Origin of the sequence: Pedomonas sp. (assembly GCF_036515995.1) — a bacterium.
GTDB lineage: Bacteria > Pseudomonadota > Alphaproteobacteria > Sphingomonadales > Sphingomonadaceae > Pedomonas.
On record NZ_DATBUP010000258.1, the window covers coordinates 39,084 to 54,019 of the forward strand.

Consider the following 14,936-nt stretch of genomic DNA (forward strand, 5'->3'; position numbering starts at 1 on the left):
CCCCGCCAGCTTCCCACAGCTCAGCAATGCAGGGTTAAATCCATGAAGATCAGCGGCGTTGACATTCGCCCCGGCAACATCATCGAGTTTGAAGGTTCGCACTGGCGCGCCGTCAAGATTCAGCACACCCAGCCCGGCAAGGGCGGCGCCTACATGCAGGTGGAGCTGAAGAACGTCTATGACGGGCGCAAGAGCAACAACCGCTTCCGGTCTTCGGAAACGGTGGAGCGCGTCCGCCTCGACCCGAAGGACTACCAGTTCCTGTTCCGTGACGGCGACCAGCTGACCTTCATGGACACCGAGACCTTCGACCAGGTAGTCATTCCGGCTGCGATTCTGGACGAGGAAATCGATTTCCTCGCCGACGGTATGCAGGTGGTGATCGAGTCCATCGAAGAGCGTCCGGTTTCCATCAAGCTGCCGGAGCAGGTGACCCTGACCGTGGCCGAGGCCGATCCGGTGGTGAAGGGCCAGACCGCTGCCTCTTCCTACAAGCCGGCCAAGCTGGAAAACGGTGCGCGCGTGATGGTGCCGCCGTTCATCGAGACGGGCGAGAAGATCGTCGTCAACGTTTACGAGCGTGAATACGTCCGCCGCGCGGACTAATTCGAGCATAAACGGTATTGTGTACCGGCCCTCTCCCTTGAGCCACGCTGAAACCGCTTTAGGTTCGGCAGGGAGCGAGGGGAGAGGGCTTTTGATTTGAGAGACTGTGCATGCCGATACGATCTGCCCTGATGACGGTCATGGAGCGCGCTGTCCGGAAGGCCGGTAGCGGTCTGCGGCGCGACTTCGGTGAAGTTGAACAGCTTCAGGTCAGCCGGAAGGGTCCGGCCGATTTCGTGAGCGCCGCCGACGAGAAGGCCGAGCGGATCCTGAAGGAAGAGCTGAAGCGGGCGCGCCCGGATTTCGGATTCCTGATGGAGGAGTCAGGCGAAGAGGCGGGCAGCACGCCGGAAATGCCGCGCTGGATCGTGGATCCACTGGACGGCACCACCAACTTTCTGCACGGCATTCCGCACTACGGTATTTCCGTTGCGCTCGAGGAACACGGCGAGATCATCGCGGGAATTGTCTACAACCCGCTGACCGATGAAAGCTTCTGGGCCGAGAAGGGCAAGGGCGCATGGCTTGGCGAGCGCCGCCTGCGCGTCTCCGGCCGCCAGGACCTGCGTCAGGCCGTCGTTGCCACCGGCATTCCCTACCATGGCCATGGCGATCATGGACGCTTCAGCGCCATCCTGTCTTCCGTGATGCAGGAAGTGGCCGGCGTTCGCCGCTTCGGTGCGGCCAGCCTGGATCTGGCCTACGTGGCTGCCGGTCGCTTTGATGCCTTCTGGGAAGACAATCTTCAGCCGTGGGACATGGCGGCGGGCATCCTGCTGATCCGTGAGGCAGGCGGTTTTGTCTCCGATTTCCGCGGCGGCGAGCAGATGCTCAAGACCGGTGATATCGTTGCCGGTAACGCGACCCTGCAGTCCCGCCTGCACAAGCTGGTGGGTCAGGCGATCAAGAACCATCGGGGGTAATCCGCCCGATTGTTCCTGAACACGCGGCAGATTTGCAAGGGGTCGGGTTTCCGGCCCCTTGTGCTTTTCGGGCTGTTTATTCTCGTGCGGCACAGGTCCGTTTCCGTGCGGGAAATAGAAAATTGAACCGGCGATATCGGAGCCTTTTCTGCCGCATCTGGCGTTGGTTCCACCAGATGGACCAGCGAGGGTGTCAGACGTGGTAAACTTGCGGCGAATAACCGGCTCGTTTTCCGGACTGGCCTTGTATGGCGGGGGCGTAAACCCGATCTTACAAGAACCGGAAACAGCCACTAAACCTCGGGCTGCGAACGAATTTTCCGCTACTGATAATTACTCGCAACCTTTTTGGCGCCCGAAACAGGTCCGGATCGAACCTTTTTGGCCACAGCCCCTTGCGCGAAAACCAGTGGGTGCTAAACGGTGCCCCAAGAGCGGAGGTAACGAGTCTCATGCCTGACGTCGCGCTGTCATACTTGCCGATTCTGATCTTTCTCGGGATCGCCATTGTCTTTTCCGGTATCTTCGTCGCCCTGCCGATGGTGGTGGGCTCACTGGGCGGTATCGCCAAGCCGGATCCGGAAAAGCTCGCCGCCTACGAGTGCGGTTTCGAAGCCTTTGAGGATGCTCGTCGCAAGTTTGACGTGCGCTTCTACCTGGTGTCGATCCTGTTCATCATCTTCGATCTGGAGGTGGCGTTCCTGTTCCCGTGGGCAGTCAGCCTGGGAACGATCGGGATCTTCGGTTTCTGGTCGATGATCTGCTTCCTGGGGGTCCTGACCATCGGCTTCATCTATGAGTGGAAGAAGGGGGCGTTGGAATGGGAGTAAATCAACCCATGGCAAGCGCAACCGCGATGCCGTCTTCGGGCATGGCTCTGACGCCGCACCCGAATGACCAGTACTTTAACGATCTGAACAAGGAACTGACCGACAAGGGGTTCCTGGTGACGAAGGCCGAGGATCTCATCGCCTGGGCACGTACCGGATCGATGTGGTGGATGACCTTCGGCCTCGCTTGCTGCGCGGTCGAGATGATGCACACTAACATGCCGCGCTACGATCTGGAGCGGTTTGGTGTGGCTCCGCGCGCTTCGCCGCGTCACTCCGACGTGATGATCGTGGCCGGTACGCTGACGAACAAGATGGCTCCGGCCATGCGTCGCGTTTACGACCAGATGTCCGAGCCGCGCTACGTGATCTCGATGGGTTCGTGCGCGAACGGCGGTGGCTATTACCACTACAGCTATTCTGTGGTGCGTGGCTGCGATCGCATCGTGCCTGTGGATATCTACGTTCCCGGCTGTCCGCCGACGGCAGAGGCGCTGCTCTACGGCGTTCTGCTGCTCCAGAAGAAAATCCGGCGGGAAGGGACGATTGAACGATGACCGCTCTGACTTCCTGGACCCCGGCCGAGAGCCGTCTGGCCGAAGTCTCGCAGATTGCTGTCGAGAAGCTGGGCACGGCGCTGCTGGAAACCGTCATTGCAAGCGGCGAGCTGACCCTGCTGGTGAAGCGCGAGGCGATCCTCGACGTTCTCAAGATCCTGCGTGACGATCCTGCGTTCCTGTTCAAGTCGCTCATGGAAGTCTGCGGCGCAGACTACCCGGATCGCCCGGAACGTTTCGATGTTGTGTACCACCTGCTGTCGTACAAGCATAACCTGCGTATCCGGGTGAAGCTGACCACGGATGAAGCCGCTCCGGTGGCCTCCGCCACGGGCCTGTTCCCGTCGGCCAACTGGTTCGAGCGCGAAGTATGGGACATGTTCGGCGTGCTGTTCGAAGGGCACCCGGACCTGCGCCGTATCCTGACCGACTACGGCTTCCAGGGCTTCCCGCTGCGCAAGGACTTCCCGCTGACCGGCTATGTGGAAGTGCGGTATTCGGAAGAGCACAAGCGCGTGATCTACGAACCGGTCGATCTGCGTCAGGACTTCCGGAACTTCGACTTCCTGAGCCCCTGGGAAGGCGCACAGTACATTCTGCCCGGCGACGAAAAGGCCGCCGAAAAGAAGCAGGGCTAGTCCATGTCCGACATCGACATTCAGAATTACACCATCAACTTCGGTCCGCAGCACCCGGCGGCCCACGGCGTGCTTCGCCTGGTCATCGAGTTGAACGGCGAGGTGATCGAGCGCGTTGACCCGCACGTCGGCCTGCTGCATCGCGGCACGGAGAAGCTGGCGGAGTACAAGACCTACCTGCAGGCCTTGCCGTACATGGACCGGCTCGACTACGTGTCGCCCATGTGCCAGGAGCACGCCTACGTGCTCGGTATCGAGCGCCTGCTGGGTCTGGAAGTGCCGCTGCGCGGCCAGTACCTGCGCGTGCTGTGGTCGGAAATTACCCGCATCAAGAACCACCTGATGAACGTCTGCACCCACGCCATGGACGTGGGCGCGCTGACGCCGATCCTGTGGGGCTTCGAGGAGCGCGAGAAGCTCATGGTGTTCTATGAGCGCGTCTCTGGCGCTCGTATGCACGCGGCCTATTTCCGCCCGGGCGGCGTCCATCAGGACATGACCCCGGAGCTGGCCAAGGACATCTGGGACTGGACCGAGTCCTTCCCGAAGGTTCTGGCCGATCTTGAGACGCTTCTTCTCGACAACCGTATCTTCAAGCAGCGCAACGTCGATATCGGCGTAATCACTGCGGAAGACGCGATGGCGTGGGGCTTCTCGGGTCCGATGCTGCGCGGTTCGGGCATCCCGTGGGATCTGCGCAAGGCGCAGCCGTACGACGTCTATGACCGCATGGACTTCGACGTGGTGGTGGGTCACAACGGTGACTGCTACGACCGTTACGTTCTGCGCTTCGAGGAAATGAAGCAGAGCCTCCGGATCATCCGGCAGTGCCTCAACGAGATGCCGGCCGGTCCGGTACTCTCGGTCGACCGGAAGGTCGCTCCGCCGCGTCGTGGTGAAATGAAGCGTTCGATGGAAGCGCTCATTCACCACTTCAAGCTGTACACCGAAGGCTTCCACGTTCCGGCGGGCGAAGTGTATCAGGCGGTTGAAGCTCCGAAGGGTGAGTTCGGCGTATATCTGGTGTCGGACGGTACCAACAAGCCGTACCGCTGCCACATCCGTGCATCGGGCTTTGCGCACCTGTCCGCCATGGACTTCCTGTGCAAGGGCCACATGCTGGCGGATGCTCCGGCCGTGCTCGGCTCTCTCGATATCGTGTTTGGTGAGGTGGACCGCTAATGGCCGACGCAGCACCCGTTAAGGTCGATCCCAACTTCGGCCGTGATTTCAAGTGGACCCCGGAGAACGAGGCGTTCGCGAAGGTCGTGATCGCCCGGTATCCGGAAGGTCGCCAGCAGTCGGCCGTCATGCGTCTGCTCGATCTGGCCCAGCGCCAGGTTGCCCAGCAGTATGGCGGCGGTGCCTGGCTGCCGGTTCCGGTCATCGAGTACGTGGCCGACTACCTCGGTATGCCGTACATCCGCGTGTACGAGGTGGCCTCGTTCTACACGATGTACAACCTGAACCCGGTGGGTCGTCACCACGTACAGGTCTGTGGGACCACGCCGTGCTGGCTGCGGGGATCTGACGACGTGTTCCGCGCCTGCAAGGATATGGGCCTGGAGAAGGGCAAGGTCACCAACGATGGCCTGTTCACCCTGACCGAGGTCGAGTGCCTGGGTGCGTGCGTGAATGCGCCGATGATGCAGATCAACGACGAGTATTACGAAGATCTGTCGTACGACACCACCAAGGCCATTCTGGAAGCTCTGGCGCGCGGCGAAACGCCGAAGCCGGGCCCGCAGGTGGATCGCCAGTTCTCGGCACCCATTGGCGGCCCGACCACGTTGAAGGACAAGGTGGCGTGAGCGTGGGGGCGGCCCGGAAGATGATCGGGACGCCCGACATGTCGGCTTCGGATGCAGGCTTCCTGGCGGTCGGCCGGTTCCCTCAAGAGAGGGAACTGGCAGGTCGCCAGTTGAGGAATCAAAGGTAAGTGGCGGAACATGCTGCAGGATAAAGACCGCATCTTCACCAACCTCTACGGCTATGAGGGCTGGGATATCGACTCCGCGATGAAGCGCGGCGACTGGGACAACACCAAGGCTATCCTTGAGCGTGGCCAGGACGCGATCATCCAGGAGATCAAGGATTCCGCCCTGCGCGGCCGTGGCGGCGCGGGCTTCCCGACCGGCCTGAAGTGGTCGTTCATGCCGAAGGAGAGCAAGGACGGCCGTCCGAGCTACCTCGTCATCAACGCGGACGAGTCCGAGCCGGGCACATGTAAGGACCGCGAGATCATCCGCCACGATCCGCAGAAGCTGATTGAGGGCGCGCTGATCGCTGGCTTCGCCATGCGGGCGCGTGCTGCCTACATCTACATCCGGGGCGAGTTCATCCAAGAAGCCAACCGCCTGGATGCAGCCATCCAGCAGGCTTATGACAAGGGCTTCATCGGCAATAACGCCTGCGGTTCGGGCTACGACTTCGACGTGTATCTGCACCGGGGCGCGGGCGCCTACATCTGCGGTGAAGAAACGGCGCTGATCGAGTCCATCGAAGGCAAGAAGGGCCAGCCGCGCCTGAAGCCGCCGTTCCCGGCGAACGTCGGCCTGTTTGGCTGCCCGACGACCGTGAACAACGTTGAATCGATTGCTGTCACCCCGACGATTCTGCGTCGTGGCGCGACCTGGTTCACCTCGTTCGGTCGCCCGAACAACCACGGCACCAAGCTGTTCTGCATCTCCGGCCACGTGAACAACCCGTGCACGGTGGAAGAGAGCATGTCGATCACGTTCCGCGAACTGATCGAGAAGCACTGCGGCGGCATCCGCGGGGGCTGGGACAACCTGCTGGCGGTCATTCCGGGCGGTTCCTCGGTTCCGGCGCTGCCGGCCTCGCAGATCATCGACACGCCGATGGATTTCGACTCCCTGCGCGAGCTGCGCTCGGGTCTCGGTACCGCGGCCATCATCGTGATGGACAAGTCGACCGACCTGATCAAGGCGATCAGCCGCATCAGCTACTTCTACAAGCACGAGAGCTGCGGCCAGTGCACGCCGTGCCGTGAAGGCACCGGCTGGATGTGGCGGGTGATGGAGCGCCTGGTGAAGGGCGACGCCGATCCTGCCGAGATCGACATGCTGTATGAAGTTTCGACCCAGGTCGAAGGCCACACCATCTGCGCCCTCGGCGACGCGGCGGCCTGGCCGGTTCAGGGTCTCATTCGCAACTTCCGACCCATTATCGAGGAGCGCATCGCCAGCCGGCGCGCCGCTCTGCAGGCGGCGGAGTAACGGAGTAAGCCATGCCCAAACTGACTGTTGACGGCATCGAAGTCGAAGTCCCCGCTGGCGCGACGGTGCTTCAGGCTTGCGAGACTGCGGGCAAGGAAATCCCGCGGTTCTGCTATCATGAGCGCCTGTCCATCGCGGGCAGCTGCCGCATGTGCCTGGTGGAGCAGGAAAAGGCTCCCAAGCCGATCGCGTCCTGCGCGATGCCGGCTGCCGACGGCATGGTGATCCACACCAACACGCCGAAGGTGAAGAAGGCGCGGGAAGGGGTGATGGAGTTCCTCCTCATCAACCACCCGCTGGACTGCCCGATTTGCGATCAGGGCGGCGAGTGCGATCTGCAGGACGAAGCCATGGCCTACGGCCGTGGCCACAGCCGTTTTGCCGAGAACAAGCGCGCCGTGACTGAGAAGTACATGGGCCCGCTGATCAAGACGCAGATGACCCGGTGCATTCACTGCACCCGCTGCGTGCGCTTTGCCGAGGAAGTTGCAGGCGTGGAAGAGATCGGCGCGATCTACCGTGGCGAGAGCATGCAGATCACGACCTTCCTCGAAAAGGCCGTGACCTCCGAGCTGTCGGCCAACGTGATCGACCTCTGCCCGGTCGGTGCACTGACCTCCAAGCCCTATGCGTTCTCGGCCCGTCCGTGGGAGCTGTCCAAGACCGAATCCATCGACGTGATGGACGCCATCGGCTCCAGCATCCGCGTTGACGCCCGCGCCAACGAGGTGATGCGCGTTCTGCCGCGCCTCAACGAGGACGTGAACGAGGAGTGGATCTCCGACAAGACCCGTTACGCGGTCGATGGCCTGATCCGCCGTCGTCTGGACCGCCCGTGGGTGCGCGTGAATGGCAAGCTGGTAGAAGCCAGCTGGCAGGATGCGTTCCTGGCGATCAAGAACGGCCTGACGGGTCTGGCGGGCGATGAAATTGCCGGTCTTGCCGGTGATCTCGTCGAGGTTGAATCGCTCGTTGCCCTGAAGGATCTGCTGAACAAGCTGGGTTCGACCAACGTCGAGTGCCGCCTTGATGGCGCAGCGCTCGATCCGAAGGTTCGCTCGTCCTACCTGTTCAACAGCCTGATTTCCGGTGCGGAGACCGCTGACTTCATTCTGATGATCGGCACCAATCCGCGCACGGAAGCCCCGCTGATCAACACCCGCATCCGCAAGGCGGTGCGCAAGTTCCGCGCCCGGGCCTATAACCTCGGTCCGGCGGCCGAGCTGGGCTATCCGGTGGAACAGCTGGGCGACGACCTCTCGATCCTGAAGGGCATCGCCTCGGGTGCACATCCGCTGACCGACGTGCTGAAGAAGGCCCAGCGCCCGATGATCGTCATCGGCATGGGAGCGCTGACCCGTGGCGACAGCGCCGCCGTGCTCAGCGCCGCCCGCTCGATCGCCGACAAGTTCGGTTTCGTGAAGGACGGCTGGAACGGCTTCAACGTGCTGCACACGGCAGCCGGCCGCGTCGGTGCGCTCGACATCGGTTTCACGACCGAGGGCGGCATCGAGGGCATCCGCGAGAAGGTTGCCTCGAAGGCGATCAAGGCAATGTTCCTGGCGGGCGTCGACGAGATCGACACCAGCTTCCTGAAGGACACCTTCACCGTTTACATCGGCACGCATGGCGACGAGGGCGTCCGCAATGCGGACGTGATCCTGCCGGGCGCAGCCTATACCGAGAAGTCCGGTACCTGGGTGAACACCGAGGGTCGGGTACAGCGTGGCAGCCGCGCCGTGTTCCCGCCGGGCGATGCCCGCGAGGACTGGACGATCCTGCGCGCTCTGTCCGACGTGCTGGACCAGCGCCTGCCGTACGACTCTCTGGCGCAGCTGCGCGACCGGATGGTCGAAGTGGCTCCGCATCTGGGCGAACTGGGCATTGCACCGGCCGCCTGGGGTGAATTCGGCGTCGCCGGAGGCATTTCCTCCGCACCGGTTGCGCTGCCGGTCACCAACTTCTATCAAACCAACCCGATCGCCCGCGCAAGCCAGACCATGGCTCAGTGCGTAAGCGAGATCCTGGGCGAACAAACGCAGGCAACAGGCACCCATGGTTGAGTGGTTTCAGGGATATCTGGGGACGGCGGGCGGCTATCTGATCGCTCACGTGCTGCTGATTCTGGCGATCGTTCTGCCGCTTCTGCTGGCAGTGGCGATGTCGGTTTATGTTGACCGCAAGGTCTGGGCGGCGATGCAGCTGCGTCGCGGCCCGAACGTCGTGGGTCCTTTTGGTGTGCTGCAATCCTTCGCGGACGGCCTCAAGCTGTTCCTGAAGGAGACCATCGTTCCGTCGGGCGCGAACAAGGCAATCTTCATCATTGCCCCGATGATCACCTTCACCCTGGCGCTGATCGCCTGGGCGGTGATCCCGTTCTCGCCGGAAATGGTGCTGGCCGATATCAACGTCGGCGTGCTGTACCTGTTCGCGATCTCATCGCTGGGCGTTTACGGAATCATCATGTCGGGCTGGGCATCCAACTCGAAGTATCCGTTCCTTGGCGGTCTGCGGTCTGCCGCACAGATGGTGTCTTACGAGGTCTCGATCGGTCTGGTCATCGTCTGCGTGCTGCTGATGGCGGGCTCGCTGAACCTGAACGACATCGTGAAGTCGCAGCAGGGCGCGGTGCTTGGCTTCGTCAATATGTACGTGCTGCATCCGCTGCTGTTTCCGATGGCCGTGATCTTCTTCATCTCGGCTCTGGCGGAAACCAACCGCCCGCCGTTCGACCTTCCGGAGGCGTAAGCGGAACTGGTGGCCGGTTATCAGGTCGAATACTCATCCATGGCCATGGCGCTGTTCTTCCTGGGTGAGTACGCAAACATCCTGCTGATGTGCGCCATGACCTCGATCATGTTCTTCGGTGGCTGGCTGCCTCCGTTCGAGGTTTCGTTCCTGTACTGGGTGCCGGGTTGGCTGTGGCTGATCCTGAAGATCTGTTTCTTCTTCTTCGTCTATGCGTGGGTAAAGGCGACCGTGCCGAGGTATCGCTACGACCAGCTGATGCGTCTGGGCTGGAAGGTGTTCCTGCCGCTCAGCCTGTTCTGGGTCGTGATTGTCAGCGGTACGCTGGTCTTTACCGACAGCCTGCCGAAGTGACGGGAGTATAACGATGTCACTCGCTTTTGCTGCCAAGCAGCTGCTCCTCGTGGAGTTCGTTAAGGGCATGGCCTTGACCTTCAAGTACATGTTCAAGGAAAAGGCGACGCTCAACTACCCCCACGAGAAGGGGCCGCTGAGCCCGCGTTTCCGTGGCGAGCATGCGCTGCGTCGGTATCCGAACGGCGAGGAGCGGTGCATTGCCTGTAAGCTGTGCGAGGCCGTGTGCCCCGCCCAGGCGATCACCATCGAATCCGAACCGCGTGAGGACGGCTCGCGCCGCACCACCCGGTACGACATCGACATGACCAAGTGCATCTACTGCGGCTTCTGTCAGGAAGCCTGTCCGGTGGATGCCATCGTCGAGGGCCCGAACTTCGAGTTCTCCACGGAAACCCGCGAGGAACTGTTCTATACCAAGGAACGTCTCCTCGCGAACGGTGACCGCTGGGAACGCGAGATCGCCCAAAACCTTGCTCAGGACGCGCCCTACCGTTAACAGGGCGTCACGTAATCGTCGGTCCGCCCTCGGAGCCTGTCGCGGGGCGGACGATACCGGAAACAGAGTTCGTGGTTCGGCAGGCTCACCACGAACCGTAGTAGAGGGGGCCTCAGGCTCGTGGCTCACGCGCTGGCCTTTTATCTGTTCTCTGCCATCGTGGTCGTATCCGGCCTGATGGTGGTCACGGCCAAGAACCCGGTGCACTCGGTGCTCTGGCTGATCTTGGCATTCTTCAACGCGGCAGGGCTGTTCGTCCTTCTGGGCGCCGAGTTCCTGGCGATGATCCTCGTGGTCGTTTACGTCGGCGCGGTGGCGGTGCTGTTCCTCTTCGTCGTCATGATGCTCGACATCGACTTCGAGGAGTTGCGCAAGGGCTTTGCGGCCTATCTGCCGATCGGTCTGCTGGTCGCGGGCATCCTGCTCATCGAGCTGGTGCTTGTCGGCGGTGCCTGGACCATGGCGGACACTGCCGAGGGCGCACGTCGCGCTCTGGCACCGGAAGGGGTTAGCAATACCCAGGCGCTCGGCGCGCTGATCTATACGGATTACGTGTACGTCTTCCAGGCGGCCGGCGTGATCCTGCTGGTCGCGATGATCGGTGCGATCCTGCTGACCCACCGCCAGCGTGCGGGCGTTCGCAAGCAGGACATCACCCGGCAGAACATGCGCCGTCCGCAGGATGCTGTCGCGCTGGTGAAGCGCCAGCCTGGCCAGGGCATCGAGTAGGCGAGGGACCCATGATCATAGGACTAGGCCATTATCTGGTCGTCGCGGCGATCCTGTTCGTCATCGGCGTCCTGGGCATCTTCGTGAACCGCAAGAACGTCATCATCATCCTGATGTCGGTCGAGCTCATTCTCTTGTCGGTGAACATCAATCTGGTCGCCTTCTCGAGCTTCCTCGGCGATCTGGTGGGGCAGATCTTCACCATGTTCGTTCTGACGGTGGCAGCTGCCGAGGCGGCCATTGGTCTTGCCATTCTCGTCGCATATTTCCGCAACCGCGGCACGATCGCGGTTGAAGATATCAATATGATGAAGGGCTGAGCCGGGGTTCGTCGATGTATCAGGCAATTGTCTTCCTGCCGCTGCTGGCGGCTATCATTGCCGGACTGTTCGGCCGTGTGATCGGTCTGCGCCCGTCGCAGATCGTCACCACCGGCGCAGTCGCGGTCTCCTGTGCTCTGTCCTGGGTCGCCTTCTTTGACGTGGCTCTGGGCGGCAACGCCACGACGATCACTGTCCTCGAATGGGTCCGCTCCGGTGCGCTTCAGTTTGACTGGGCGCTGCGGATCGACACCCTGACGGCGGTCATGCTCGTGGTTGTCACCAGCGTTTCGGCTCTGGTTCACCTCTATTCGTGGGGCTACATGGCGGAAGATCCGCATCAGCCCCGCTTCTTCGCATACCTGTCGCTGTTCACCTTCGCGATGCTCATGCTCGTGACGGCGGACAACCTGGTGCAGATGTTCTTCGGCTGGGAAGGCGTGGGCCTTGCCTCGTACCTGCTGATCGGTTTCTGGTACAAGAAGCCGTCCGCCAACGCTGCGGCCATGAAGGCGTTCGTCGTCAACCGCGTGGGTGACTTCGGCTTCATGCTCGGCATGTTCGCCATCTTCATGGTGTTCGGCGCGATCGACTTCAACACGATCTTCGGTGCAGCTCCGGAGCAGGCCGGCAAGACGTTCGAGTTCCTCGGTTTCAACGTCGACGTCATGACCACGATCTGCCTCCTGTTGTTCGTCGGCGCGATGGGCAAGTCGGCCCAGCTGGGTCTCCACACCTGGCTGCCGGACGCGATGGAAGGCCCGACCCCGGTGTCGGCGCTCATTCACGCGGCAACCATGGTGACCGCGGGCGTGTTCATGGTGGCGCGCTGCTCGCCGCTGTTTGAGCAGGCTCCGCTTGCCATGAACGTGGTGACGATCATCGGCGCGGCAACCGCGCTGTTCGCCGCCACCATCGGCACCACCCAGAATGACATCAAGCGCGTGATCGCCTACTCGACCTGCTCGCAGCTGGGCTACATGTTCTTCGCGCTCGGTCTTGGCGCCTACGGTGCGGCCATGTTCCACCTGTTCACGCACGCCTTTTTCAAGGCGCTGCTGTTCCTGGGTGCGGGCTCGGTCATCCACTCGATGCACCACGAGCAGGACATGCGCTACTACGGCGGTCTGTATAAGGCCATTCCGTTCACCTGGGCGATGATGCTCATCGGCACCCTGGCGCTGACGGGCTTCCCGTACCTGGCGGGCTACTTCTCGAAGGACGCCATTCTGGAGGCGGCCTATGCCTCCGGCACATCCTTCGGCATGTTCGCCTTCGTTTGCGGTCTGCTGGCTGCAACGCTCACCAGCTTCTATTCCTGGCGCCTGGCGTTCCTGACCTTCCACGGCAAGCCGCGGTGGGCTGGTTCGGAGCACATCCAGCATGCGGTTCATGGCGATCACGGCCATGGCCATGACGACCACGGTCATGCCGCCGAGACCGACCACCCGGTTGAGTCAGAGCGCGACATCGGCCATGGCGATGCAGGCCACGTGGTGACCGGCACCGCCGGTTACAAGCCGCACGAGAGCCCGCTTGTCATGCTGGTTCCGCTGGCTGTCCTGGCGGTCGGAGCCGTAGCTTCGGGTTTCCTGTTCAAGGAATACTTCATCGGCCACGAGTACGACACGTTCTGGAACGGCGCGATTACGCTGGTTGGCGACAACATCCTGCATCACATGCATGAGCCGGGTGTCATGCCGGCCTGGGTTCCCTGGGCTCCGTTCGTCGCCATGGTCATCGGCTTCCTGCTGGCTCTGAACAGCTATATCATCAACACCCACATCCCGGCGGCGTTCACCAAGACGTTCAAGGGCCTGTACACCTTCCTGTACCGGAAGTGGTTCTTCGATGAGCTGTACGACCTCGTCATCGTACGTCCGTCGCTGTGGTTTGGCCGCGTGTTCTGGAAGCGGGGCGATGCCCAGATCATCGACGGCCTGGGTCCGGACGGCATTTCGGCGGCTATTGCAACCGTTGCGGTCAAGTCCCGGCGTCTCCAGACCGGTTATGTGTTCACCTATGCATTCGCCATGCTCATTGGCGTGGCCGCGGCAGTTTCTTGGTTCCTGCCCAAACTGTTTTCGGAGTGAGGGGGCATGGTCGGCTTTCCAATCCTATCGGCTATGATGCTGGTGCCGCTCGTCGGCGCCGCATGGATCCTGCTCGCTCCGGGCGGGGATGAAGCGGCACGGGCCCGCAACGCCCGCATGACTGCCCTCATCACCACGCTGGTGGCCTTTGCGCTGTCGGTGGTGATGTGGCTGAACTTCGACACCAGCTCGGCTGACTTCCAGTTCGTCGAGAACGTGCCGCTGTTCGGTGACTACTTCGCTTATCATTTCGGCGTGGACGGCATTTCCATGCTGCTGGTCGTCCTCACCGCTTTCCTGATGCCGCTGTGCATCCTGGCGAGCTGGCAGGCGATCGAGAAGCGCGTGGCCGAGTACATGGTCGCGTTCCTCGTCATGGAAACGCTGATGTTCGGCGTGTTCATGGCGCTGGACATGTTCATGTTCTACATCTTCTTCGAAGGCGGCCTGATCCCGATGTACCTCATCATCGGTATCTGGGGCGGTAAGCGTCGCATCTACGCCAGCTTCAAGTTCTTCCTGTACACCCTGCTGGGTTCGCTGTTCATGCTGCTGGCCATGCTCTACATGGCAGGGCAGGCGGGCACGACCGCGATCCCCGAGCTGATGGAATACGGCTTCGATCCGTCCATCCAGACCTGGCTGTGGCTGGCCTTCTTCGCCTCGTTCGCGGTGAAGATGCCGATGTGGCCGGTGCACACCTGGTTGCCGGATGCGCACGTGGAAGCGCCGACCGCCGGTTCGGTCATTCTGGCCGGTGTTCTCCTGAAGATGGGCGGCTACGGCTTCCTGCGCTTCTCGCTGCCGATGTTTCCGGAAGCGAGCAACGAACTGGCCTGGCTGGTGTTCGCGCTCAGCGTCATCGCGATCGTCTACACCTCGCTCGTCGCCATCGTTCAGGAAGACATGAAGAAGCTGATCGCCTACTCGTCCGTTGCCCACATGGGCTTCGTGACGGTCGGCCTGTTCGCCTTCAACCAGCAGGGTCTGGAAGGCTCGATCTTCCAGATGCTCTCGCACGGTATCGTGTCGGGCGCGCTCTTCCTCTGCGTCGGCGTGGTCTATGACCGCATGCACACCCGCGAGATCTCCGCTTACGGTGGCCTCGTGAGCCGCATGCCGAAGTATGCTCTGGTGTTCCTCGTGTTCGTCATGGCCTCCATCGGCCTTCCGGGCACGAGCGGATTCGTCGGCGAATTCCTGATCATGACGGGCGCTTACCAGGCCAGCACGCTGGTTGCGTTCATCACGGCCACCGGCGTGATCCTGGGCGCTGCCTACATGCTGCTGCTGTACCGCCGCGTGGTGTTCGGTGAACTAGTGAAGGACAGCCTGAAGAACATCCTCGACCTCAGCCCGCGCGAGATCGCAATCTTCGCTCCGCTGCTGGCCCTGGTGTT

The 14,936-nt window shown here is 61.9% G+C and carries 14 protein-coding genes and 1 pseudogene; all 15 read left to right on the forward strand.

The window, feature by feature from the left end; genetic code table 11:
* Positions 1–42: 42 nt before the first annotated feature.
* Positions 43–606, forward strand: coding sequence for an elongation factor P (gene efp / locus VIG90_RS18405; protein ID WP_331594981.1), 564 nt, complete (start codon positions 43–45; stop codon positions 604–606).
* Positions 607–716: 110 nt separating this feature from the next.
* Positions 717–1,529 (forward strand): inositol monophosphatase family protein, encoded by an 813-nt coding sequence (locus VIG90_RS18410; protein ID WP_331594982.1) that lies wholly within the window; start codon positions 717–719, stop codon positions 1,527–1,529.
* Positions 1,530–1,981: 452 nt separating this feature from the next.
* The gene (locus VIG90_RS18415; protein ID WP_331594983.1) at positions 1,982–2,359 is read left to right on the forward strand and encodes an NADH-quinone oxidoreductase subunit A; all 378 of its coding nucleotides are present in this window, start codon (positions 1,982–1,984) and stop codon (positions 2,357–2,359) included.
* A 41-nt stretch (positions 2,360–2,400) separates the two neighbouring features.
* Positions 2,401–2,916 (forward strand): NuoB/complex I 20 kDa subunit family protein, encoded by a 516-nt coding sequence (locus tag VIG90_RS18420; RefSeq protein ID WP_414695526.1) that lies wholly within the window; start codon positions 2,401–2,403, stop codon positions 2,914–2,916.
* Positions 2,913–3,554: an NADH-quinone oxidoreductase subunit C gene (locus VIG90_RS18425; protein ID WP_414695525.1), complete on the forward strand. Its 642-nt coding sequence runs from the start codon at positions 2,913–2,915 to the stop codon at positions 3,552–3,554. Before VIG90_RS18420 ends, VIG90_RS18425 begins: the two co-directional genes overlap by 4 nt.
* Positions 3,555–3,557: 3 nt before the next feature.
* Positions 3,558–4,736, forward strand: coding sequence for an NADH-quinone oxidoreductase subunit D (locus VIG90_RS18430; protein ID WP_331594985.1), 1,179 nt, complete (start codon positions 3,558–3,560; stop codon positions 4,734–4,736).
* Positions 4,736–5,365: an NADH-quinone oxidoreductase subunit NuoE gene (gene nuoE / locus VIG90_RS18435; RefSeq protein WP_331594986.1), complete on the forward strand. Its 630-nt coding sequence runs from the start codon at positions 4,736–4,738 to the stop codon at positions 5,363–5,365. Before VIG90_RS18430 ends, nuoE begins: the two co-directional genes overlap by 1 nt.
* A 138-nt stretch (positions 5,366–5,503) precedes the next feature.
* The gene (gene nuoF, locus VIG90_RS18440) at positions 5,504–6,793 is read left to right on the forward strand and encodes an NADH-quinone oxidoreductase subunit NuoF (protein ID WP_331594987.1); all 1,290 of its coding nucleotides are present in this window, start codon (positions 5,504–5,506) and stop codon (positions 6,791–6,793) included.
* Positions 6,794–6,804: 11 nt separating this feature from the next.
* On the forward strand, positions 6,805–8,856 hold the full coding sequence (gene nuoG / locus VIG90_RS18445) for an NADH-quinone oxidoreductase subunit NuoG (RefSeq protein ID WP_331594988.1): 2,052 nt from the start codon (positions 6,805–6,807) through the stop codon (positions 8,854–8,856).
* Positions 8,849–9,895, forward strand: a pseudogene (gene nuoH, locus VIG90_RS18450) (NADH-quinone oxidoreductase subunit NuoH). Before nuoG ends, nuoH begins: the two are co-directional and overlap by 8 nt.
* Before the next feature lie 13 nt (positions 9,896–9,908).
* Positions 9,909–10,394 (forward strand): NADH-quinone oxidoreductase subunit NuoI, encoded by a 486-nt coding sequence (gene nuoI / locus VIG90_RS18455; RefSeq protein WP_331594989.1) that lies wholly within the window; start codon positions 9,909–9,911, stop codon positions 10,392–10,394.
* A 120-nt stretch (positions 10,395–10,514) separates the two neighbouring features.
* Entirely contained in the window at positions 10,515–11,123 is a 609-nt protein-coding gene (locus tag VIG90_RS18460) for an NADH-quinone oxidoreductase subunit J (protein WP_331594990.1), read from the forward strand.
* Positions 11,124–11,137: 14 nt separating this feature from the next.
* The gene (gene nuoK, locus VIG90_RS18465) at positions 11,138–11,443 is read left to right on the forward strand and encodes an NADH-quinone oxidoreductase subunit NuoK (protein ID WP_331594994.1); all 306 of its coding nucleotides are present in this window, start codon (positions 11,138–11,140) and stop codon (positions 11,441–11,443) included.
* A 14-nt stretch (positions 11,444–11,457) separates the two neighbouring features.
* The gene (nuoL, locus tag VIG90_RS18470) at positions 11,458–13,536 is read left to right on the forward strand and encodes an NADH-quinone oxidoreductase subunit L (protein ID WP_331594991.1); all 2,079 of its coding nucleotides are present in this window, start codon (positions 11,458–11,460) and stop codon (positions 13,534–13,536) included.
* Positions 13,537–13,542: 6 nt separating this feature from the next.
* Positions 13,543–14,936, forward strand: a 1,394-nt coding sequence (locus VIG90_RS18475; protein WP_331594992.1) for an NADH-quinone oxidoreductase subunit M, incomplete at its 3' end; no start/stop codon positions are given.